Origin of the sequence: Actinoplanes auranticolor, assembly GCF_018332655.1 — a bacterium.
In the GTDB taxonomy this organism is placed as follows: domain Bacteria; phylum Actinomycetota; class Actinomycetes; order Mycobacteriales; family Micromonosporaceae; genus Actinoplanes; species Actinoplanes auranticolor.
The window spans coordinates 42392-65023 of sequence record NZ_BOQL01000055.1 but is presented as its reverse complement, the minus strand read 5'-3'; the positions used below and the strand labels follow the sequence as shown (position 1 = coordinate 65023).

The 22632-nt window shown below is 71.3% G+C and carries 16 protein-coding genes; 6 read left to right on the top strand and 10 right to left on the bottom strand.

Translation table 11 applies throughout. From position 1 onward, the window contains the following. The first annotated feature begins 98 nt into the window (after positions 1 to 98). Complete coding sequence (gene dnaB, locus Aau02nite_RS32270; protein WP_212992380.1) at positions 99 to 1541, top strand: replicative DNA helicase; 1443 nt, start codon at positions 99 to 101, stop codon at positions 1539 to 1541. Between the two features lie 15 nt (positions 1542 to 1556). Here dnaB and Aau02nite_RS32265 read toward each other — a convergent pair whose 3' ends face one another. Genes Aau02nite_RS32265 through Aau02nite_RS32250 form a run of 4 tightly spaced genes read right to left on the bottom strand, consistent with a single transcriptional unit; the run spans position 1557 to position 10887 of the window. Then, positions 1557 to 2057, bottom strand: coding sequence for a hypothetical protein (locus Aau02nite_RS32265; RefSeq protein WP_212992379.1), 501 nt, complete (start codon positions 2055 to 2057; stop codon positions 1557 to 1559). Beyond that, positions 2044 to 10152 carry a toxin glutamine deamidase domain-containing protein gene (locus Aau02nite_RS32260; protein WP_212992378.1) on the bottom strand — a complete coding sequence of 2703 codons (8109 nt, stop codon included), beginning with the start codon at positions 10150 to 10152 and terminating at the stop codon, positions 2044 to 2046. The genes Aau02nite_RS32265 and Aau02nite_RS32260 overlap by 14 nt, the downstream gene beginning before the upstream one ends. Next, positions 10149 to 10481, bottom strand: a complete 333-nt coding sequence (locus Aau02nite_RS32255) for a hypothetical protein (protein WP_212992377.1) — start codon at positions 10479 to 10481, stop codon at positions 10149 to 10151. Before Aau02nite_RS32255 ends, Aau02nite_RS32260 begins: the two co-directional genes overlap by 4 nt. Next, the gene (locus Aau02nite_RS32250) at positions 10474 to 10887 is read right to left on the bottom strand and encodes a YbaB/EbfC family nucleoid-associated protein (RefSeq protein ID WP_246595599.1); all 414 of its coding nucleotides are present in this window, start codon (positions 10885 to 10887) and stop codon (positions 10474 to 10476) included. Before Aau02nite_RS32250 ends, Aau02nite_RS32255 begins: the two co-directional genes overlap by 8 nt. Before the next feature lie 124 nt (positions 10888 to 11011). On the opposite strand from Aau02nite_RS32250, the gene Aau02nite_RS32245 reads away from it, so the two are divergent. Next, positions 11012 to 12244 carry an SUKH-3 domain-containing protein gene (locus tag Aau02nite_RS32245; RefSeq protein ID WP_212992375.1) on the top strand — a complete coding sequence of 411 codons (1233 nt, stop codon included), beginning with the start codon at positions 11012 to 11014 and terminating at the stop codon, positions 12242 to 12244. Between the two features lie 4 nt (positions 12245 to 12248). On the opposite strand, the gene Aau02nite_RS32240 is transcribed toward Aau02nite_RS32245, so the two are convergent. The 4 genes from Aau02nite_RS32240 to Aau02nite_RS32225 all read right to left on the bottom strand — a co-directional run bounded on the left by Aau02nite_RS32240 (position 12249) and on the right by Aau02nite_RS32225 (position 17219). Further along, positions 12249 to 12935, bottom strand: a complete 687-nt coding sequence (locus Aau02nite_RS32240) for a maleylpyruvate isomerase N-terminal domain-containing protein (RefSeq protein ID WP_212992374.1) — start codon at positions 12933 to 12935, stop codon at positions 12249 to 12251. A gap of 78 nt (positions 12936 to 13013) precedes the next feature. Next, positions 13014 to 13439: a TFIIB-type zinc ribbon-containing protein gene (locus tag Aau02nite_RS32235; RefSeq protein ID WP_438841192.1), complete on the bottom strand. Its 426-nt coding sequence runs from the start codon at positions 13437 to 13439 to the stop codon at positions 13014 to 13016. A gap of 1 nt (position 13440) precedes the next feature. Continuing rightward, a complete protein-coding gene (locus tag Aau02nite_RS32230; protein WP_246595598.1) occupies positions 13441 to 14685 on the bottom strand; it encodes a glycosyltransferase 87 family protein in 1245 nt (414 codons plus the stop codon). Then, on the bottom strand, positions 14682 to 17219 hold the full coding sequence (locus Aau02nite_RS32225) for a putative bifunctional diguanylate cyclase/phosphodiesterase (RefSeq protein ID WP_212992373.1): 2538 nt from the start codon (positions 17217 to 17219) through the stop codon (positions 14682 to 14684). Before Aau02nite_RS32225 ends, Aau02nite_RS32230 begins: the two co-directional genes overlap by 4 nt. 559 nt (positions 17220 to 17778) lie before the next feature. On the opposite strand from Aau02nite_RS32225, the gene moaC reads away from it, so the two are divergent. From moaC to Aau02nite_RS32205, 4 genes are read left to right on the top strand one after another with little or no spacing between them, the layout of a single operon-like run. Continuing rightward, entirely contained in the window at positions 17779 to 18252 is a 474-nt protein-coding gene (gene moaC / locus Aau02nite_RS32220) for a cyclic pyranopterin monophosphate synthase MoaC (protein WP_438841195.1), read from the top strand. Next, positions 18249 to 18734 carry a MogA/MoaB family molybdenum cofactor biosynthesis protein gene (locus tag Aau02nite_RS32215; protein WP_212992371.1) on the top strand — a complete coding sequence of 162 codons (486 nt, stop codon included), beginning with the start codon at positions 18249 to 18251 and terminating at the stop codon, positions 18732 to 18734. Before moaC ends, Aau02nite_RS32215 begins: the two co-directional genes overlap by 4 nt. After that, positions 18731 to 19957, top strand: a complete 1227-nt coding sequence (locus tag Aau02nite_RS32210; protein ID WP_212992370.1) for a molybdopterin molybdotransferase MoeA — start codon at positions 18731 to 18733, stop codon at positions 19955 to 19957. Before Aau02nite_RS32215 ends, Aau02nite_RS32210 begins: the two co-directional genes overlap by 4 nt. Continuing rightward, the gene (locus Aau02nite_RS32205; RefSeq protein ID WP_281421078.1) at positions 19954 to 20385 is read left to right on the top strand and encodes a molybdenum cofactor biosynthesis protein MoaE; all 432 of its coding nucleotides are present in this window, start codon (positions 19954 to 19956) and stop codon (positions 20383 to 20385) included. Before Aau02nite_RS32210 ends, Aau02nite_RS32205 begins: the two co-directional genes overlap by 4 nt. A 31-nt stretch (positions 20386 to 20416) precedes the next feature. Here the strand turns inward: Aau02nite_RS32205 and Aau02nite_RS32200 are convergent, their stop codons facing one another. Beyond that, a complete protein-coding gene (locus Aau02nite_RS32200; protein ID WP_212992369.1) occupies positions 20417 to 21892 on the bottom strand; it encodes a glycosyltransferase 87 family protein in 1476 nt (491 codons plus the stop codon). 103 nt (positions 21893 to 21995) lie between these two features. Further along, complete coding sequence (locus tag Aau02nite_RS32195; protein ID WP_212992368.1) at positions 21996 to 22538, bottom strand: DoxX family membrane protein; 543 nt, start codon at positions 22536 to 22538, stop codon at positions 21996 to 21998. Positions 22539 to 22632 lie beyond the last annotated feature (94 nt).

Here is a 22632-nt window from a genome sequence, read left to right as displayed (position 1 = left end):
TGGTCCCCGTCACCCGCCTGGGGTCCTGCTCACCCGAAAGTGTCGTACCCGGGCTGTTTGATCACGGAGCAGGAACGACGATGAAGGGGTAGGTCGGCATGTCGATCACCGACGACGCACGACCCGATTCCCGGCCGCAGTCACCCTCAGGGGGCAAGCCCTCCGGTGGCCGCCCGCCAGGTGCCGGCGGGCCACCGCCCCAGACCGGCGGCTTCGACAAGTCGCCGCCGCAGGACATCGCTGCGGAGCAGAGCGTGCTCGGCGGCATGCTGCTCTCCAAGGACGCGATCGCCGACGTCGTCGAGATCCTCAAGTCGCACGACTTCTACCGCCCGGTCCACGCCACCGTCTTCGACACGATCCTGGAGCTCTACGGCCGCGGCGAGCCGGCCGACGGCGTCACCGTCGCGGCGGCGCTGTCCGACTCCGGCGACCTGCAGCGCATCGGTGGCGTGCCGTATCTGCACACCCTCATCGAGAGCGTGCCGACCGCCGCCAACGCTTCCTATTACGCCCGCATCGTCTCCGAGCGCGCCGTGCTGCGCCGTCTCGTCGAGGCGGGCACCAAGATCACCCAACTGGGGTACGGCACGGGCGGCAACGGCGGCATGGACGTCGACGACATCGTCGACCTCGCCCAGCAGGCTGTGTACGACGTCACCGAGCGCCGGGTCTCCGAGGACTTCGCGGTGCTGGCCGACATGCTCCAGCCGACGCTGGACGAGATCGAGGCGGTCGGCGCCACCAACGGCATGATGACCGGCGTACCGACCGGCTTCTCCGACCTCGACCGGCTGCTCAACGGCCTGCACGCCGGCCAGCTGATCATCGTCGCCGGCCGCCCGGGTCTGGGTAAGTCGACGGCGTCGATGGACTTCGCCCGCAACGCGGCCATCCGGGCGAACTGCGCCAGCGCGATCTTCTCCCTCGAAATGAGCAAGATCGAGATCGTCATGCGCCTGCTCTCGGCCGAGGCGCGGGTCCCGCTGCACGTGCTGCGCTCGGGCCAACTCTCCGACGACGACTGGACCAAGCTGGCCCGCCGGATGGGCGAGATCAGCGAGGCCCCGATCTTCGTCGACGACACCCCGAGCATGAACCTGATGGAGATCCGGGCGAAGGCCCGCCGCCTCAAGCAGCGCCACAACCTGAAGCTGATCGTCGTCGACTACCTCCAGCTGATGTCCTCCCCGAAAAAGACGGAGAGCCGCCAGCAGGAGGTGGCGGAGCTGTCCCGAGGTCTGAAGCTGCTGGCCAAGGAGGTCGAATGCCCGGTGATCGCAGTCAGCCAGCTGAACCGTGGCCCGGAGCAGCGCACCGACAAGCGCCCCCAGCTGTCCGACCTGCGTGAGTCCGGCTCGATCGAGCAGGACGCGGACGTGGTGATCCTGCTGCACCGCGACGACTACTACGACAAGGAATCCCCGCGAGCGGGCGAAGCGGACTTCATCGTGGCCAAGCACCGAAACGGCCCGACCGACACGGTGACGGTGGCAGCGCAGCTGCATCTGTCCCGCTTCGTCGACATGGCAATCGTCTAGCGCTCTGTCCCGACTTCAAGCTTCGGGCCGCAGGACGAACCCGTTCCACTTGTCCTCGTCCCAGTCATAGATCGTCGTGCCTCGAGGAAACTCGACCGATCCCGCGCCGGGCAGCGCGGCGCGCAGCAGGACGTCATCGTCGTGCACGTGGATCACGGCCAGGTCGGCAGAGGCGGCCAGCGCCTGGAAGACGGCGGTCGCAGCGAGCTCCTCGATGTCGGCACCGGTGGTCGGCTCGACCCGGCGGCCACCGGCCTGCCAGAGTCGCAGCTCCACGTCGTAGGCATCCGGTGCTTCGAACTCGCCGTCGGGCCGGAACGCCGCCTCGGAGTTGTGCGCGACCACTGGTCCACCGAACTCGCCGTCCACCCCCGGGACCAGGCGGGCCGTGTCCACGAGCAGCCAGACCTGCTGGTCGCGTACCTCGGCCCGGCCCCCGATCAGCTTGGCCACGAACCCGGCCATCTCCGCCGGCGACCCGTCGGTCCGGACGAACAGCTGCTCACGCACTGACATTGATGGCTCCCGTGTCACCACGCCACACGACAGAACCTCCGTCGCCCGTAAAGACGATCATGCGCTGCTCCGGAAGCACCTCGCGCCCCTGCTGCCGCCAGAACCCGAGCGCGCGCCGGATCCCCCGCACCGCGGCGTCGATAGTCAACCCGACCTCCCGGCCGTCGACGACCGCCACGGTGATCCGCGGATCCTGCCCGAAGGGCTCGCGCAGGCGCTTCTCTACCCGGCGGGAGAAATCCGCATCCTTACGCTCGGGCTTCAGGTCCGGATCCAACCGCTTGAGATCACCGTACGCACCAACGTCGGCGCCGTCGGTCCGCAGGAGTACATCCGGGTTCCCGAGGCCGTCGGAACGCCCGTGAGCAGCCTCTAGTGCCCGGACGTCGAAGGACTGGCCCAGGCGCTGTGCTTGCCGGCGTTCGTGCTCGTACTCGAACAGCTCCGGGTAGTGGGCACCGACGGCGAAGTCATCACCGAGCGCTGCCTGCACCTGGCCGGCCAGACCGTTGATCACCATGGGCCCGGCGTTGGTAGGCACCCTCTCGCCGACGGCCGGTGCCTCGGAGGTCAGCTCTGGCGAGGACCCCAGATCAGACCCGTTGCTTACCCCTCCTGGCACATCTGGAGCAACGTCTCCTCGTCCGGCAGCTTCGTGCTGAGGGCCGTGACCGCTATCTGCTCCGCGGTCTCCCGGCTCACCGGGTTCACCGTGTCCTGATACTCGTGGTCGTTCAGCCTGCGCGCGGCTATCGCCGGGGCGTAGATCCAGGCCAGGTCCGCCGCGCTCCAGAGGATCGCTTGAAGCGGCTGGTCCGTCTCGATCAACGACGCGATCAGGCTCACTGGCTGCGGATGGTCCTTCACCAGCACCAGGTGGTATGCGAACGTCTCCGCCATCCGCGTCGGATCCCCGGGTGTGATTCTGACCAACCTGCGTGTTGACAGCCGCTCCGCCGGCGTTGGCCGGGCCTACCTCGTCGAGGGGAGTGGAGGGCCGTAGTCCCAGCCCTTGCTCGCCCCCTCGTTGATCATCTCCCAGAGGCTCTGGACGCTCGGAAGGCTTGTCGGCAGGTACTCCGCCGCCATCGCCTCCGCTGTCCGCCGATCGACCGTCACCGTCTCGTCCAGGTACGAATCGTCGAACAGCAGACCCGCCGCGATCGCCGGGGCGTAGATCCACTCCTTCCGGCCCGCGTGCCACATCACCGCCTGGAGCGGTCCCTGTGCCGGAGCCCAGTACGCGATCAGGCTCGTCACCTTCGCGGAGCCCTTCGACTCCAGGAACGCCTGATAGGCGAGCGTCGGATCGGTCATGCGCAGGATCCAGCCTTTCTATGCCGGGGATGTCGGCAACGGTGAGGTCCCAGGTGTCCAGCGCCTGGTCAAGGCTGACTTGGTAGCTGGCCAGGACATCACAATATTGCTGCCAGAGCGGTAGAGCCTTCCGTTCGACCCAGCGCGTGAAAGACGTGTCGACGCGTACCAGGTTCTCGATGACGTCCAAGTCGGATGGCTGATGCTGGGGCATCCCGGCGAGCTTGGTGAGCCCGATGATGGCAATGAAGGCTTCCACGCGATCGGAGCCAGAGATCTCCCTCGAGTTGGAGCGGATGATCTCGTACAGATCGTGAGTGTCCTTGCCAACGCTTCTGGAACGCTCCGTGGGGAACTGGAGTTCCATCCGGAATCCCTCGGGGTTCTTCATCGTCACGTTGAGCCCGTTGTGCCGGCCCGTGCCGTCTCCCCAGAAGCTGGCAACCTCAACAATTTCGTAGCCCTGCGACTGGAGTTTGCGTAGCGCGTCCTGCACGGCGTGACCGTAGCCATGCTCGGGAAGCACGATCGAGAATCTGACTCGATCGTTGGCCTGCTTGAGGTACTTGGAGGCGCTGATTCCGGAGGCAGCCGCGCGCTCCTGGAACTTCCGCGCCAAGGATTCAAGCGATTTGACCCGGTAGGCCTCGTCGACGAGCTTTGCCTGATCGGTGCTATCAGGGCTGTGCAGCGATGCGGCGATCTCACGAAGACGAGTGAGCTCTTGTTCGGCGATGCGGGTCGACTGGACGATCGATGCCTGCAGCACCCGACGCTGCGGGTTCGAAAGGCTCTGCAGCACCAACTTCTCGGCGGCGCGCGCAGGCGTGTCGTCGGCCTGTTCGAGGTGATCTGCTACGCCCGAGGCGGGCTCTATCTCCGAGGAGGTCCGAACTCCCAACCCGTGTCCAAGGGAGTCCGTAGCTTCGGCGGCACGGCTATTGCGCGATTCAGCGGCTGAAGCCTCTCCTGAAAGTTCAGGTCCAGGATTGCCTGATAGCTGATCTCTGGGTCGGTCATCGCTGACCCGAGGAGTATCGGCACTGCTCGGGTGCGCTGGACTGGCCGGCGAGGTCGGATGTTCTGGGCGGCGCACATCAGCACCATCTCGGCGGGCCTCATCGGCCTCCGAAGGATGGTCGATGGCCGGATCACCAGAGTGCGGAACGACCGGGTCCCGGTCGGCATTTCCGGGCGTGGCACCGGTCGGCTGCAGTGATGACCGGCTCCACAGCCCGGCCTCGTGGTACGGCAGCGGCGCCGGGCGTCCCTGCCCGTCCACCACCACCGCGTCCATCGAGATCACATTGCCGTCGTTCTTTACTCCGCGGTGGGAGTACAGCGGCGTTTCCTCCGACAGCCGACCCGTTTGCGGATCCAGGAACAGGATCGTGCCGTTCTGGTTCACCGCCGCCCACGCGTGCGCTGTGCCCTCTTCGGAGTCCGTCACGATGAAGGCGAAAGCGCCGTTCCCCGCGTTGTACAGGTGGTTGTGCAGGTTCGTCATAGCCGTGTCCACAGCCTGTTTCGCCTGCTGCGGGTCCAGCCCGCCCACGTACGGGCACAGGCCCTGGAATTCGCCGCGGACGGTGTCTTCGATGCGGGCCAGGCCCCTGTCCTCGGCGCCCAGTGGACGGGTCGGGTCGCCGTACGCGTATGAATCGAATGTGCGCGGCGCCGAGACGCGTGGGCGACCGTGCACATAGGTTTCGTACAGCGACAGCACGCCGTCCACGCAATTGATGCCGCGGGTCGGGTCGGCGGCCGGGCCGCCGTCGTTCGCCAGGCCGAACCATTTTCCCTGCCGGGGATCGGCCTGGCGTACCACCCGGCCGTCCGCATCCCGCGGCATGGCATTTTCCAGATCAACCTGATGGACGGCGAGAGGCGCGCGCAACCCGCCCCGTTTCCCGTACGGCCGGCTCTGGTCGACCGGCGGCGGATCGTCGTCGCCGGTCAGGGCCGATCGGTCCCCGGTGTCGACCGCGCCCATGGCCATCGTGCCGACGTCATCGTTGATCCGGACCCAGTCCGCCGGCTCGACGTCGACCCGCTCGGGCGCGAACTCCCCCGCCAGCACCTGCCGGGCCTTGAGCTCCAGGTCGTCGGCGTCCTCACTGGTACGCCGCGCCTCAGCCCGGAGGTGCTCGCCGCGCAGCACAGAACCCGACGCGAGGGCGGCGTCCGCCTGCCTGCCCAGGTCGAGAACCTTGATCCGCTGCCCGTCGGCGATCCGCACCAGGTAGTCCGCATACTCGGCGCGCCGGTTGTCCTCGTGCGTGGCCCGGGCATGGTTCATGTACTCGCGATACGACCTGCGTTCCCGCGCGTCGTGCTCGGCCAGCCGCATGTCCTCCAGCCATTGGGCCCGGGCGGGATCCACCTCGGATGTGCGATCCGGCGTGCCCGATCGCAGGGCGTCGTCAACCGGCGAATCCGGGTCGGGCGTGCCGGCGCGGGTCTGCTGCTGGGGGTCCCGGGGAGCCGGCGCTTCCGCGATGCGGTCCACCGGGGCGGGCTTCGGCGCCAGCGCTTCGGCGATGCGGTCGATCGGGCGTCGCGGCGACGGGACCGGGTTGGGAGTGGGCTGCGGCGTGACGGTCGGCTCGGGTGCCGGGACCGGCGGCGTCGGCCCGGGCCGCGGGTCAGGTCCGGGCCGTGGGTCCAGCGGCGGGACCGGCTCGGTTTGGTTGACCGGACCGAGGTCATCGGCCAGCTGGACGTCCGGCGTCTCCACCGGGGGAGCCGGCGTGGGGTCGGGAAGATCAGCATCGGGGGCCGGGACGAGCCGAGGCGCGGGCGACGGAGGCGAAGACCGGAGCGACGGCTCCGGTGCCGGGTCAGGCCCAGGAGAAGGCGCGACATCAGGCGTCGGCGAGGGTGATGGCGGCGCAGGCGAGGGCGACGGTGCCGGGTCAGGCCCAGGACCCGGCGCCGGCTGGGGTGAGGGAGCCGGCGTGGTTTGCTGGTACGCCGCCGAGTAGTAGATCGGCGCAGGCCGGGGCGGCGGAGGCGGCAGAGTCGTCTGCTTCGGTCGCCACAGTCCGTCCGGCCTGCCGTTGAACGGCATCGGGTTGCCCCGACCGTCCACCACCAGCGCGTCCAGGGCCACCACGTTCGACCCGTGCGGGCGGCCCAGGTGGCCGTACAGGCTGGTGCCCGGGGGTGCGACCAGGCCCGATTGCGGGTCCACGAACAGGATCTGGCCGTTCTGGTTCACCGCCGCCCAGGCGTGCGCCGATCCGCCCTCCCACGCGTTGACCAGGAACGCGAAGGATCCGTGGCCACCCGCCAGCAGCTGCGCCGACACGTCGCCCAGCGCCTGCTGGATCTTCTGGCCCGCTACCGCCGGGTGATCACCGCCGACGCCTGGGCACAGGGACTGGAAGCGGCCGCCGGTCGCGTGCTCGACGCGTTCCGGGCCGATGTCCTCGCCGTAGAGCGGGTTTGTCGGGTCGCCGTCCGCGTAGCCATCGAAGGTTCGCGGCGCGGACACCCGGGGGCGGCCGTGCACGTACGTGTCGAAGAACGACAGCACGCAGTCCTGGCAGTTGATCCCGCGCGTCGGATCGGCCTTGGATCCACCGTCGTTGACCAGCTGAAAGTATGGCGCGCGCGGGTCGGCACCGCGTACCGGATCGCCGTTGCCGTCGCGGGGCACCGCGCTTTCCAGGTCGATCTGATGTTGCGCGAGCGGCTCGCGCAGGCCCCCCTTCGTCCCGTAGGGGCGGGTGGCGCTGATCGGCGGCGGATGATCGTTGCCGGTGAGCACCGACCGGTTACCGAAGGTCACCCCGCCGCGCGTCAGCCGGCCCCGGTCCTCATTGGCCCGGTGCCAGTCCTGCGGTCTGACGTCGGTGATGGTCCCGGGCGGCGGCTGCCACAACGGATCCTTGAGCGCGGCCACTTGCGCCTCGGCACGCTCGGCTTCCGCGGTCGCCACGTCGACGTGGGCCTGGAAGTACGCGGCCATGTGCGGATCGAACTTGAGGAACCGCGCGACCCGGGTCGACCGCCGAGCGCTCCGGGCCCGGCGGCGCGCGCTCTCCGCCTTGTTCTGGATCGCGTCGACGACTTCGCGGTGACGATGCGTCGCATAGGACTGGCGCAGCGCGGCGACGTGCTCGAGATAACCGTCCACTTCGGCCTCGGCCGCCGTCTGCGGCGGCAATCCCCGGCCGGGACCGGCGGGTCCGGCCGCGACCAGGACCGCCGGATGCGTCGTGGTCCCGCTCAACCGCGACGGTACGTCCACAGCCCCGTCCCGGGGCCCGGGCACCTGCGGAGCTCGCGCGGGCGGGGAGCTCGGAGCGGGTCCACCGGGCTCGGTCCGCCCCGGCAGCACACTGGTCCCGGTCCCGCCGGCGGCCGGCGCCGAGACATCAACCGCAGCCGAGCCCCGGACAGCCCCGGAAACCGGCGCCACCCCGACCGGCGAGGCGGGATCGGGACTGGTCCGCGGCGACACGCGATCCGGACCGGTCCCCGCCGGCGTCAGGTCGTCAGGACCCGTCCGCGGCGACGTGACATTCGGACCGGGCGCGATGGGTGCGGTGATGTTGGGACCTGGTCCGGCCGACGCGGTGATGTTGGAACTTGGCACGGTGGGCGCGGTGACGTTGGGACCGGGCGCGGTAGGTGCGGTGATGTGGGGACCGGGCGCGGTGGGCGCGGTGAGAATGGGACCGGGCGCGGTGACGTTAGGAGCAGCCCCGGTGGGCGCGGGACCGGTGCCTAGGGGCGTGGTGGCGTTTCTGATCCCGGTGGGGGACGTGACGTTTGGGCTGGTCGGTGTGGTGGAGACCGGCGTCGGGTGGGTGCCGGTGCTGAGGGGAGAGCTTCCGTTCCCGGGCGGTGACGGGTTCGGAGTGGCGACGTTCGGCCGGGCCGGGGTGTCCGTGTGCGAACTCAGGTCGATCCCGGGACTCCGGGTCGCGGCAGGCGTGCTCCCGTTGCCCGATGTGTCCGTCCCGAAGGGAGACCACGGACTGAGGCCACCCGCGGGTGCGGCAGACCGAGGACCGGAACTGACGGACGACCCGTTGCCGGAGGGAGACCCGCCGGCCGCACTACTACCACCCGCAGCGGATGCCGAGGCGCCCGTAACCGAAGGGCCGGCCGCGGAAGACGCCGAGGATCCGGTCACCGAAGGACCGGATCCGGAGGTCACAGCCCCGGCCGACACCGACCCCCCACCGCCGCTGTAACCAGCCGGCGAGGAAGAACCAAGCCCGATAGGCCCAGCCGACCCGGACACCCCGCCAACCGAAGCCGACCCGCCAAGGCCACCGGGCGCGGGTCCAGCAAGTCCACCGGGCGACGACCCGGCAACCCCACCGGTCGCGCTGGAACCCGCCGACCCACCGGAAGCCGCAGCAACCCCCGAAGCAGCCGAAGACCCGGAAACCCCGGCATCCCCCGCCACCGAAGAAGGCGCATCAACCACCGGTGCAAGGCTCGACAGATTGACCCCACCGGACGGCGCCGGAGCCGAATAGATCGCCGAAGTCGCATCAGCCGACCGCGAACCGCCATCCGCCGAAACGGACACCGGCCCAGCCGAAGACCCACTAGCGGATGACGTCGGATCGGACGAAACCGACAAGGACGCAAACGCAGCCCACGGCCCGGAATCCGCAGAAGACCCGGTCACAGGCGGCCCACCCGAGGAAGACCCCGCCGAGGAAGGCCCAGGCGAGGAAACCGACGACAACGGCCCCGCCCCACCTCCATCCCCCGTCGAAGGCCCCGACCCGAGATCAACCCCACCCGGCACCCCTAGGTTGCCGACCTGATCGGACAGCCCGTCCGCAAAACCCGTCCGGGCCCCGTCCATCAGCGCCCCGCTGGCCCCCGAACTGGCCGATTTGGCCACACTCTCGAGATCCGGCAGGTTCCCGGTGACCGCCGCCCCGCCGAACTCACCGAGCACCTCGGCGGCCATCCCGCGGGTCATCCCGCCGCCACCGTGGTCGCCCTTGCCGATGCCTGCCCCGCTCGCCGCGAACCCGCCCGCGAACCCGCCGGCCGCCGACATCCCGAGTTCCTTCACGTCGAAGCCGTGCGCCCGCCCGGTCGAGTTCTGGTACGCCTGGATCGCCCCGTTGGTGGCGATCTCCTCCCGCATCTCGTCGAAGCCCTCCTTGAAGGCTTCCCTGCCGAGACTCTTCAGGCCCGCCTTGGTGGTGAGCTGCTTGGCCGCCCGCTGCCCGGCCTCCTGCAGCGACTTCTTGATCGCCTTCTTGCTGAGCTGCTGGACCAGCCGCTTGAAGATCTGCTGGATGGCCAGCCGGGTCGCCGCGATCAGGCCGCCCGCCACCGGGGACGCCGCGCCGAGCGTCAGGGCCACGGCGACCGCCATGCCGATCAGCTCGATCAGGAAGATGCCGATCTCAATCCAGGCCTCGAGTTTGGCGCCCTCGATGTCGCAGCCGCATTCCTCGACGAGTTTGCCCAGCTCCTCCGCGATGGCCAGGAGGGAGTTGAGCGGCGCGTTCTCCTCCGCGGACAGCTGGTCCCAGGCGCCCTTGAAGGCCAGTGCGCCCGCTCCGCCGTACCCGGCGAGCACCTGACCGGCCGCGTCGTACGCCTCGTCGCGGGGCTGGGACAGGCGCTGGGCGACCGCGTACCAGCGGTCGGCGACCTCCCACGTGGTCTTCTCGTTGCCTTCCGGCCAGTCGAAGCCGACCACCCACTCGAGTGCCTCGTAGGCCCAGCCGGGCACGTCGAACGGCATGTAGTCGAGCGGGTGGGGGATGGGGCTGGGCAGGATGGTCACGAGCGGTTCCTGTACGTCCGCTCCACCTGGGCGCCTGCTTGGTGGTCCGTCTCGGTGGCCTCACGGACCGTCTCGACCACCGCCTCGCCCAGGCCCTCGACGTACAGGCCGAGCTTTTCCCAGGCCAGCAGCACCTGCTGCTCGATCGGGCGGTAGTTCTTCTCGAAGGCCTGGCCGATCTCGTCGTTGCCCCACGGGCGTCCGCCGCTCATCGCGGCCAGCTCGGCGCCCGGGCCGGAGCGCTCCGCGATCAGGTGCTTGCCGGCCGAGGCCAGGTCGCGTCCGCCGCCGGCCACCCGGTTGCCGTCGAGCCAGAGTTCGTCAGTCATCGCCGTCCGCCTCGCGCATGATCGCGTCCTGCCGGCGCAGCAGTGAGCCGAAGTTGTTGTCCCGGATGAACTGCATCGGGCCCGAGTCGGCCGGCAGGTAGCCGGCCATGATCTGCTGGACCTGCTCGGCCACCTGCGCGGCCGCCTTGGCCGTGGTGTCGACGATCTTGCGGCCCAGCTCGGCGGCGTCCATGTCGCGGTAGATCCGGCGGTCGAGGCGCAGGTCGATCAGCTGGCCGCGGGGACCCACCGTCGCGCGGATCAGGCCGTCCTCCGACTCCGCGCTGACCTGCAGGTCGGTCAGCCGCTGCTGGATGTCGTCCATTCCGGACCGCAGCCGCTGGTACTGCCCGTACACGTCGTCGAAGCGCGCTCGCAGCGCGTGGTTGGCATCGCGATCCGCCATGTCCGCCACGGTCGTCCTCCCCCGGCACCCGACCATCGATCGAGGTGACCCTACCGGGCGGCGCGACGCGTCGTGGTCCGGTAGTTTCACCTCCGCACACGGATGCGGGGCGACAGGGGTTCAGATGATCACGCGGGAGGACGCCGAGGAGATCGCCGCCGGCTGGGCGCGCAGCGAGACCGAGCGCCGGGGGTACGAATGCCTGCCCATGGTCTCCGAGTTCGACCTCGGTTTTGTGGTCTGGACCAAACAGCCGCCGACCGTGCTGCCCATCCCCGGTGACGGCGCCCGCACTGTCATCGACCGCCGGACCGGCGCCCTGTCCACGTACCCGGGCGTGCCCGCCGAGGTGATCGCCGAGCTCTACCGCACCCACCAGCCGGACGTGGTCGCCCAGCGCCGCACGGTTGATCCCGAGGTGGAGCTGCGCCGCAACGCCCGCCGCCGGCCGACGCCCACCACGGCCGCGCACCTGACCGTCGACGGCCGGCTCTTCATCGCCCGCGGTGCCAAGGGCGACCAGGAGATCAACCACCACCCGCTGGTACGGGCCTACCTGACGAGTCTGGAGCCGGGACGGACGGTCCGCGGCACCGAGCGGCACGCCGAGCTGATCGTGCTCTCCGACGCCCTGCACGAGGCCGACCGGCAGCGCGGTGAGCCGTTGACGCTGGATGAGGCCCGCGCGTGGCTGCGCACCGCCGACTTCGAGGCCTACTACGTCCGGGACCGGGGTGACCCGCTGGGCGCGACCGTGGCGCGGCCGTGCGAGTCGTGCATCCTGACCCTCGTCGACTTCGCGCTGCTGCCCTGGTCGCATCTGGCGTTCGTGGAGCCCTTCCGGCCGTACTCGGAGAACATCGCCCAGCCCGGTCGCTTCCCGGACCAGGTCGCCGGGGCTCTCGCCGACGCCGGCTGGCGCCCGATGCAGCCGGTGGTGGCCGAAGTCCTGGCCGACGGGATGATCGACGACGTGGTCAACGTGCCCGGCCTGCGGTTCCGGCACGTGCCGTTCCCGGCCGCCCGGGCGGCGATCATGGATTTCCCGGGCATCTTCTGCGGCCTGCGCGGCCCGGGGGTACGCCGCTGGGTCCGCTGGCTCAACCTCGAGCCGGTGGCGGCGGCCCACTCGGCCGACGTGCTGGGGGAGTTCGCCGAGGTGATCGGGGCGCCGCTGTTCCCGCTCGGCGTGGAGGCCAAGGGCGACGCGATCGTGGCGATCGACGAGCGCGGCCGGTTGTTCGCCCTGGATCAGGGCGGCGAGTGGTTCCTGGGCGAGACCCTGGACGAGGGCCTGCTCAGCCTGCTGACCGGGGACGGCCCGGCGGAACGCGTCCGCGACGACGGCACCTGGTAGGTCGTCAGCTCAGCAGCGGGAAGAGCTCCGCGCGTTCCCCCAGTGCTTCGCGGTCGCCGGCCGTCAGCTCTTCGCGGCCCGAGCACTTGAGCAGGGCTTCACGCTCGGACCAGTGCGGCGGCAGACCGTCGCCCCCGGCAAGGCCGTCCACCGTGGACATCGCGATCGCCACGGCCTCGGGCGCCGGGTCCGGCGCGTCGGGCAACGACACGATCAGGTCGAGATGGTGGATGACCGCCTCGGTGACCAGGGTGGCGATGAAATCCGGGACCGGCAGCACGAGGTTCTGCGTACGGATCAGGCTCGCCGGGTCGGCCCGGCCGGCTGCGTACCCGGCGGCGGCGACCGTCTCCGTCCAGCGCTCGACGACGCCGCTCGGCCGGGTGAAAGCCGATGCCGTCCGGCGGACCCACTGAGCGTGCGCGATGGCGCTGCTCTCGCCCGCCCCCGGGAACGACCGGAAGTAGGTGACGTAGTCGGTGTCGGCCGGTCCGTCGGCGGGGGTGGCGAAGGCGACCAGGGCCCGCTGCGGATCGAGGCTCAGGTGCAGCAGCAGGTCGCAGACCGTCCAGCCGCGGCAGCCCGACGGCAGCAGCAGGTCGAAGTCGTCGAGGTCGCGGACGACGGTGGTCACACCCGCATAGGCGGCGGTCAAGGCCGCGGCGAGGGTGTCCGGCGCGGGAAGTCCCATGACTCAGCACCTTGGCACGCCGCTGTCCCGCCCGCATCCAGAGGGCACGGGTGGGACAGCGACGTCCCGCGAGTGAGCTCAGCCGAAGAACTCGTTCAGGAAGCCCTTGTGCTTCTTGCGGCCGCGGTAGTGACCGTGGTGGCCCTGCTGGCGGTAGTGGCCGTGGTGACCGGCGGCGTACTGCGGCTGCTGCGCGCCGTAGGGGGCCGCGGCGGGGTACGCCGGCTGGCCGTACCCGGGCGGCGGTGGCGGGGACGCGTAGCCACCACCGTGCGGCGGCGGCGGGGCGTAGCCACCCGGCTGCGGAGCCACGGGCGGGGCCTGCGCGGGACGCGGAGCGGCGGGCGCTCCCGATCCGCTCCAGTTGGCCTCGGCCTCGAAGAGCTTCTCCAGCTCACCGCGGTCGAGGAAGATTCCGCGGCACTCGGTGCACTGGTCGACCGTGACGCCGCTGCGCTCGTAAACCCGCATCTCGCCATGACACTTCGGACAGGTCATCTGCATGTCACAAACGGTACAAGGCCGTGTCTCCGTGTGGTGCCTTACTTCCTGTGGGTCTGCTGAGTGCCGCGCCCAGGGCGGGTGCCCAGACCAGCAGGGCCAGCGGGTAGAGCAGGTATCCGAAGCGGGTCGTGGGCATCAGCAGGATCGCGGCCAGCAGGCCGTACCCGCAGAAACGCGCGGCGGCCGCAGCCATGCGCGGCGGCCGCCGGAAGAGCACGACGGCGATCGCCGCGGCCACCGCGACCAGCAGCCCGATCGCGACATAACGACCGCCCGGCACCGTCTGGGTGATCAGATAGCCGGGGAACGGCGATTGGGCCGGGCTGGTCACCAGGCCGTGCCCGAGCGGGAAGCGGATCACGTTCTCGACGAACGCGTCGCCGTCGACCAGGAATGCGGGCAGCAGCGTCAGGACCGGCAGGCCGAGCGCGCCCGGCAGCAAGCGGCGGCCGTTGCCGGTGGCGACCGCGAGGACGGCCAGGACGACCACGATCGGCAGAGCGAAGAGCTTGAGGCTCGCGGCCGCGCCGACCGCGAGGCCGGCGGCGCCGTAGCGGCCGCGGGCGCACAGGGTCAGGGCCAGCAGGGCGAGAGCCAGGACCGGCAGGTCGTCGCCACCGGTGGCCAGGGTCAGGGCACAGATCGGGAGTACGGTCGCGAACTGCACCGCCCGCACCAGGCTGCCGCCGCCCGGCAGCAGCCGGATCGCCGCCACCAGCGCAGCCGCGGTCGCCACCGCGAACCAGATCCGGGCGTCGGTCCACCAGACGTCGCCGAAGGCCGCCCGCGGCAGGCCGAAGACCGCCATGCCCGGCTGGTACGGCGCATACCCCAGCAACTGCTCACCCGGCGGCAGCGCCGCAATCGCGTCATGCCCCAGGTACGGCGTCCCGGTGTCGCCCAGCCGCTCACCCATGTGCTCGGCGACCAGCACTTCCTCCTGCGCCCGGTCGGTACGCCCGCCGGCCCGCTGCACCGCCTGGATCACCAGCGGCAGGATCGCCGCGCCGGCCCAGGCAACCCAGGTCAGCGCCATCCGCCACCGTGCCCGCCGCAGCACCAGCTGCCCCGCGACCACCAGGAACGCACCGAGGTAGGCCCAGGCGGCGACGGCGCCCCAGGCCCGGTGCGGCAGCAACGTCGAGGTCAGCGCGGTCACGAGGGCGAACGCGGCGGCGAGGCCGTACAGCGCGGCGTCGGCGGCGAGGCCACCCCGGGCCCGGTCGAGGCGCGCGAGCAGAGTCACGCGGGCAAGTGTGGCAGAGAAGATCTCCCCTGCCCCGGCGTCCGGCGGCGCGGCATGCGCACGACGGACCCCGCCGGATGCAACGCCCCGGCCAGCACACCCGGGCGTCCGGCGGAACCACGCTGCAGCGTGGCCAGCAGCCGCCCGGACCGCATCGGACGCGCGAACAGGTGGCCCTGACCCGCGACACAGCCGAGCTCCCAGAGGGCAAGGCGCTGCGGCTCGCTCTCCACGCCCTCGGCCACCACGGTCAGGTGCAGGCTGCGCGCCAGGTCGACGGTCGAGCGGACCACGGCGGCGGCCTCGGCGGAGGTCTCGACCGCCCGGACGAACCCTCGATCGATCTTGAGCTGGTGCACCGGGAGCCGGGACAGCACCGAGAGCGAGGAGACGCCGGTGCCGAAGTCGTCCAGCGCCAGCCGTACGCCCGCGTCACGCAGCTCGTTCAGTGCGCGGTCGACGACCTCGAGCTGGCTCAGGGTGAGGGTCTCGGCCAGCTCCAGCACCAGCCGGTCGGCCGGCACGGCGTGCCGGGCCAGCTGGGTGAGCACGGCCGCCGGGAACGTCTCGTCGAGCAGGCTCCGCGGCGACACGTTGACCGCCACCGGCAGGTCGAACCCGGCCTCGAGCCACATCCGGTACGCGGTGAGCGCCTGCTCCAGCACCGCGTCGACGAATCCCGGCAGCTGCCCGGAGCGTTCGACGGTCTGCAGGAACTGCCCCGGGGTGAGGTGGCCGTGCTGCGGGTGGTGCCAGCGGGCCAGCGCCTCGGCCGAGGTCACCTCGCCGCTGCCCAGGTCGACGATCGGCTGGAAGTCGACGGTGAACTCGTGCTCGGCCACCGCGCGGGACAGCTCCCCGCCCAGCATGAGCCGGCCCACGTCGGCGGTGTCGCGGGCGTGGGCGTAGGTCGCCGTCCGCTGCCCGCCGCGTTTCGCCTGGTACATCGCCACGTCGGCGCGGCGCATCAGCTCCTGCACGCCGCCGCTGCCGGGTGCGAGGGCGATGCCGCCGGCCGCCTCGACGGTGAGCTGCATGCCCTCGACCTCGATCGGGCGTTCCAGGCTGTCCAGCAGCGCGGTGGCCCGGTGCGCCGCCACCGCGGGGGTGGGCAGGCCGGTGAGCAGCAACGCGAACTCGTCGCCGCCGAGCCGGGCCACCAGGTCACCGGGCGCGGCGGCCTCCTCGAGGCGCTTGGCGACCTCGCGCAGCACGTCGTCGCCGGCCGTGTGCCCGAGCGTGTCGTTGACTTCCTTGAAGTGGTTGAGGTCGATCAGTAGCAGCGCGAAGATCCCGTCGGTGTTGCGCGCCGCGAACCGCGCACGCGCCTGTTCCAGCAGCTCGCGCCGGTTGGCCAGGCCGGTCAGCGGGTCGTGTGCGGCGGCGTGGGCGTTCTCGGCGTTGATCCGCTTGAGTTCCGTGTAGGCCCGGGCGTTCTGCACCGCGGTGTAGAGCGAGGAGGCGAACGTCTGGAGTTTGTACTTCTCGGAGTCGCTCAGCTTGACCGACTTGCGGAAGAGCAGCCGCAGTACGCCGATCCTCTCGTTCTCCGGGCCCCGCAGGTCTTCCTCGATGACCTCCCCGGTCCGAGCGGGCGCTTCGGTGGCCGGTCCCTCGTAGGAGATCCGGTTCGCCGAGCCTCGCACCAACCGCGGTGGACTGACGTCGCGCAGCTCGATCTCGGCACCGTCGGCCGAGAACAGCTCGGGAACGCGGGTCACGGCGGCGTGCAGGACTCCGGTGAGATCCGTGACGTTGAGCTGGTCGGTGCTGGCCGCGAGGCGTTGCCAGGCCTCCTGGTCGACGCGTTGCCGGATCTGGTTCTTCGTCGCGAACTGCAGGGCGAGCATCGCCGGCACCATCGCCGCGATGAACAGGGGCTCGCTCTTGACCACGTACAGGACCAGCAGGGCGACGGCGACGTTGATCAGCCGGACGACCGCGACGACGTCCCAGTTGCGCTTGAACGACTGCAGCCAGGCCGTGCGGGTCGCCAACGCCACCACGGTGTGGGAGAGCAACTCGTCCACGACGGCGTAAGCGAGCGAGGCCAGAACGAGAGCGGCGACGAGCCGAGGCCCGAATTCCACCGCGAAGGTCAGGGTCGTCGGTGGCCGGATGCCGGCCAGGTACGCGGCGGCGCCCGCGGCACCGGCGGCGAGCACGTTCTTCGCGACACTGAAACTGATCTTGAGGGAGTCGCGCAGGAAGGCCTTGGCGATCAGGATGCCCAGCGCCGTACAGATCAGCGCCAAGGGCAGGGGCACCGTGGCCACCGCGACGAGGATGGAACCCGAGGTCGAGGTGAAAGCGTGATGGTCCGACCGGACCCGCATCTCGATGAGCCGCGAGGTCGCCGACGCGATGATGACGGTCAGCGCGGTGACGTAGAGCAGTTGTCCGGGCGCGACAGCGGTGAGGGCGCCGGCGGCCCAGACCAGGCAGCACAGACCCCCGAACGCGACGAGACCGACATACAGCCGGAGCTGCCTGTCGGTCTTCGCGTCGTTCACTGCGGACTTCCCATACCCCATGGTGACCTGTCGCCCGTACGGCCTGTCAATGGCTGGGTCTACCTGGGTGACGGTACCGGCTTCAGGTCCACTCGTGCTCACGCATCGCACACCTCGCTCTCGTGAATGCGCGGCGGCCATTGTGTGGCGCCGGCGCGACGAATTCCGTAGATCTGAGCTCGCGTTCCTGACAAGAGGTTAGGAACGATGCGTAGATCTGTGAAGAAGGATTTGTCGCTCGTTTCACGAATTGCGAGTATCGCGATGAATGTACCGAATGTGTAGCCGAGGAATAACGCTCTGCATGCAATCGGTATGGCCGTTGCCCGGGTCCCATACCGACCAAACATCGGCAAATGCCCTGCTGTCGGTGGTGGGAGGCCGAAGTGAATGTACTTCTGTCGGCGGAGCTTCGCTCCCGGGAAAAGCGAGCAGTGACTCAATTCGCCGCGCGGAACGGATTGCGAATCGAAATGGCTACGGAAAGTTGGTGATCGCTGACGAAGCGAGAGGATCCGCGGCTTAATAAGGGCGGCGGCGGCCCGCTCGATACGCTGTCCGGGTGACGAACGCAGCGAAAATGACGCATGTCGACGCCGACGGGGCCGCCCGCATGGTGGACGTGTCGGCCAAGGACGTGACCGAGCGCCGCGCCGTCGCGGCCGGCCGGCTCAGCACGACCCCCGAAGTGGTCGCCCTCCTGCGCGGGGACGGCCTGCCCAAGGGTGATGCCCTCGCGGTCGCCCGGATCGCCGGGATCATGGGGGCCAAGCGCACCCCGGACCTGGTGCCGCTGTGTCACCCGATCGGGCTGCACGGGGTCACGGTCGACCTCAGCATCACCGACACGGGCGTCGACATCACCGCGACGACCCGGACAGCCGAGCGCACCGGCGTCGAGATGGAGGCGCTGACCGCCGTCGCCACCGCGGGGCTGGCGCTGATCGACATGGTCAAGGCCGTCGACCCGGCCGCCAGCATCGAGTCCGTCCGGGTGCTGCGCAAAGAGGGCGGCAAGACCGGCCTGTGGCTGCGCCCGCAGGACCGCCCGTGATCCGCGCCCGCGTCATCGTCGCCTCGAACCGCGCCGCGGCCGGCGTCTACGCCGACACCAGCGGTCCACTTCTCGTCGCGGGGCTGCGTGACCTCGGCTGTGCGGTGGACCCGGAGCCGGTCGTGGTGCCCGACGGTGCACCGGTCGCCGAGGCGCTCCGGGCCGCCGTCGCGGACGGGATCGAGGTGGTGCTCACCAGCGGTGGGACCGGCGTCACTCCGACCGACCGGACCCCCGAGGCGACCCGTCCGCTGCTCGACTTCGAGGTGCCGGGCATCGCTGAGGCGATCCGCGCGTACAGCAGGGACAAGGTGCCGGCGGCGGCGTTGTCCCGCGGGCTCGCCGGAGTGGCGGGGCGCACGCTGGTGGTCAACCTGCCCGGCTCCACCGGTGGTGCGCGCGACGGCCTGGCGGTGCTGGGACCGATCCTTGTCCACACCGTCGCCCAGATCGGCGGCAGCGACCATAAGCTCTCCGAGTGAGCGCAGACAGCATCCCGGTCGACTGGGACAAGGCACGCACGAACGGACACGAAGCGGGCCGGGCCGCGGCCGGCCCCGCCGAGGCAGTGCCACTCGCCGGCGCTGACGGCCGTACCCTCGGCGAACCTCTCGTCGCCCTGACCGACCTGCCCGCGTTCCCGACGTCGAGCATCGACGGCTGGGCGGTCCGCGGCCCGGCGCCCTGGCAGCCGACCGGCCGGGTGCTGGCCGGCGGCACGGCGGCGCCGCTCACCGGCGACGGCACCTGCGTGGAGATCGCCACCGGCGCGATGGTCCCCGAGGGCGCGGAGGCCCTGATCCGCGTCGAGGAATCCAGCCGCGACGCCGAGGGCCGCGTCACCGGCACGCCCCGCCCGCAGCCCGAGTGGCGGCTGCCCGGCGACGAGGCCCGCCGCGGTGAGGAACTGCTGCCGGCCGGCACCCCGGTTGATCCCGCCGTGCTCGGCATGGCGGCGACCTGCGGCTACGACCGGATCCCGGTCCGTGCCCAGCCGCGCGCGGCCCTGCTGGTCTTCGGCGACGAGCTGCTCACCAGCGGCCCGCCGGGAGCCGGCCGGGTCCGCGACTCGCTGAGCCCGCTGGTGCCGGCCTGGCTGCGCCGCTACGGCGCGACGGTCAGTCCGGCGGCGGTGCGCGGCCCGGTGCAGGACACCCTCGAGGCGCACGTGGCGGCGATCCGTGAAGCGCTGACCAGCGCCGACGTGGTCTGCACGACCGGCGGCACGATGAACGGCCCGGTCGACCACCTGCACCCCGCCCTGGCCGAGCTCGGCGCCGAGTACGTGATCAACACGGTCGCCGTCCGCCCCGGCTTCCCGATGCTGCTGGCCCGGGTGCCCGCCGCGGACGGCCGCTACCGCTTCCTGGCCGGCCTGCCCGGCAACCCGCAGTCGGCCGTGATCGCCCTGATCACCCTGGTCGCGCCCCTGCTGGCCGGGCTGCAGGGCCGGGAGTTGCCGGCCCTGCGCAAGGTCGAGCTCACCGCGCCGGTGCCGGGCCGGGGCGGCTTCACCCACCTGGCCCTGGCCGCCCTGGACCCGGACGGTCGCCGGGCCACCCCGGTCGGCCACGTCGGCTCGGCGATGCTGAGAGGGCTGGCCACCGCCGACGGCTTCGTCGTGGTGCGTCCCGACACGGCAGCCGCCGCCGGCGACCTGGTCCCGTTCCATCCCCTGCCGCTGTATCCGGGAGAGCGCCCGTGACCACCACCGAGACAGTGCGGATCGTCGAGGTCCACGACACGGCCCTGGACCTGGCCGCCCACGAGAAAGCCGTAGCGGACCCCCGGGCCGGGGCGGTCGTGTCGTTCCAGGGCGTGGTCCGCGACCACGACGACGGCAAGGGCGTCACGCTGCTGGAATACGAGGGCCACCCGAGCGCGGCGGCAGTGCTGCGCGAAGTGGCGGAAGAGATCGCCGCTGACCCGGACGTCTACGCGGTGGCGGTCTCCCACCGGGTGGGGCTGCTGCGGATCGGCGACGTGGCGCTGGTGGCGGCGGTGAGCACGGCGCACCGGGCAGCGGCCTTCGCAGCCTGCGCCCGGCTGGTGGACGAGGCGAAGGCGCGGCTGCCGATCTGGAAACGTCAGGTGTTCACCGACGGCACCGAAGAGTGGGTGAACTGCCCCTGAGCCGGCGCCGGCGGTCCGCCGTGCGCCGCGTTCAGCGACCCGGATCGCGGGGTGGCGGGATCGTCGCCGCCGGCAGTGGGCCGCCCGGCCGGTTGGTCGCCGGGCCGGCCCGGCGAGCGAGATGCGGTCCGCCGGCTGCCGAGCTACCGCCGCCACCCAGGTCCGCGGTGGCCGGCCGGCGGCGAGCCGCGGAAGAGACCCGGCCCAGCCACCGGTTGATCGGGAACGCCGGCGCCACCCCCGGACGCCACGGAAGCGCGTTGACCAGCAGGATCAACGCCAGCGCATAGCAGTTGGCCGAGAACGGGCCGGGCAGGCTCCACATCGGAGCCAGCACGAAGAGCAGATACGTCATCCCGGCGGCGAGGGCGAAGGCCAGGCCGGGCCGGCGACCGGGCGGACGGCGGGGTGAGGTCACCCGGCGGCGGGCCGCCGCGTCGATCAGGATCAGCACCGCCGGCAGGATCCAGATGAGCTCGTGGGTGTCGGTCACCGGGCCCACGATCGCCACCGTCAGCCCGACCAGCGTGAACGCGGCGATCTCGTCACCGTCCGCGTGGGCGGCCCGGGCCCGGATCAGCCCGACCGCGATCAGCAGCAGCGAGAACGACAGCCACAGGAGCACGGGCGTCGTTGCGGAGTCGTAGATGCGGGCCAGCACGCCGGCCAGCGACTGGTTCGAGATCGCCTCGACCGGTCCGGTGCGGTCGATGCGCCACAGCACCTCGCCCAGCCACGCCACGGTCTCGCCGGGGCTGACCAGCCAGGCCGCGAACGCCGCGGTCAGCGCCGTGCCCGTCGCGGTCAGCGCCGCCCGCCACTGCCTGGTCACCGCCAGGTAGACGATGAAGAACGCCGGGGTCACCGCCAAGGCCGTGGCCAGTCCCACCCCGACGCCGGCCCAGGCGCCCGTCGCCCAGCCACGGCGCAGCAGGTCGCCCGGGGTGCGGCCGCGCGGTGGTGAGGATGCCGGCCGGCCCGGCCACCAGGCCGCCCGGCTGAGCGCCCACGCGCCGCGGCGCAGCGCCACGATGTCGGCGGTGATCAGACCGAACACGAGCAGGTCCAGGGTGCCCCGGCCGAGCGCCGCGCGTACCGGCTCGATCGTCAGGGCGAGGGCGCCCGCGGCCAGCACGACCGGCCAGGGACGCCGGCCGTAGCGCCGGGCCACCGGGCTGACCAGCGCGATCATCGACAAGCCGAGAGCGGCCACGCCGGCCAGCGCGGTCAGCCAGCCGGCGAGCGGCAGCGGCAGGAACACCGCAGGCGAGACCACGAACAACGCGGGCGGCGGCAGGGCGGTGCCGAGGTGGGTCAGCGGCGAACGGTACGCGTACAGGCCGTCGCCGGCGAGGGCGTGGATGATCGCCGCCCGGTCCACGGCCAGGGTGCTGAAGCCGTACCGCTGGGCGATCGTGGTGATCGCGGCCAGGATGCCGACCCACGCGAGCAGGACCACCAGGCACCTGGTCGTGGCCGGACGCGCGGCAGTCCGCATCGCGGGCATGGCGCGACCTCCCCGTAGCTCGACCCCGGCGTCACCGCGCCGGTCTCGAGCGCGCCGCCCTGGTGCTTCGACGGCTTAACGCCGGGTGAGCCCGTTAGGTGATTTACCCGGGGATCTTGCGCGCGGCGGCCGCGGTCACCGTGGCGATCTTGGCTTCGCGCCGGGCCGTCCGCACCGCGCGGCGCACCGAGCGCTGCGAGCGGTCCACCGCGTGACTGGTGCGGTAGCCGATGCCGGGCTTGCCCTGGGTGTCGACGGCGGCGAGCAGCAGCCCGCCGAGCAGACCGAGATTCTTGAGGAAGTCGGTCTGGTGCTGCGCGCGCTGCGGCTGCGGGTAGCTCCAGAACGGGTGCCCGGCGAAGGTGGTCGGCACGAGGCCGGCGGCGAGCGCGACCGCGGCGGGCCGGGTGAGGCGGCCGCTGGCCAGCAGCAGCCCGGCGACGACGTCGGACGCCGCCTTGGCCCGCACGAGATCGCGCGCGTCGGTGGGCAGGCGCGGATCGACCCGCTCGATCATCGGGGCCATCTTGTCGGTGACCCGCTTGGCCGCGGTGACCTTGGAATCCGGGTCGAGCACGACCCGGACTCCGCTGACTACGAAGATCGCACCGAGCATGGCGCGGGCTGCAGTACGCACAGGCTTCATAGCCCCGTGATACCCGGATCCGCCGAGGTGTGCCGGGTGAGTTGTGGAGTGGCCACCCGCACCCTGCCGGGTCTGGGCTTGCCCACGTCCGTAG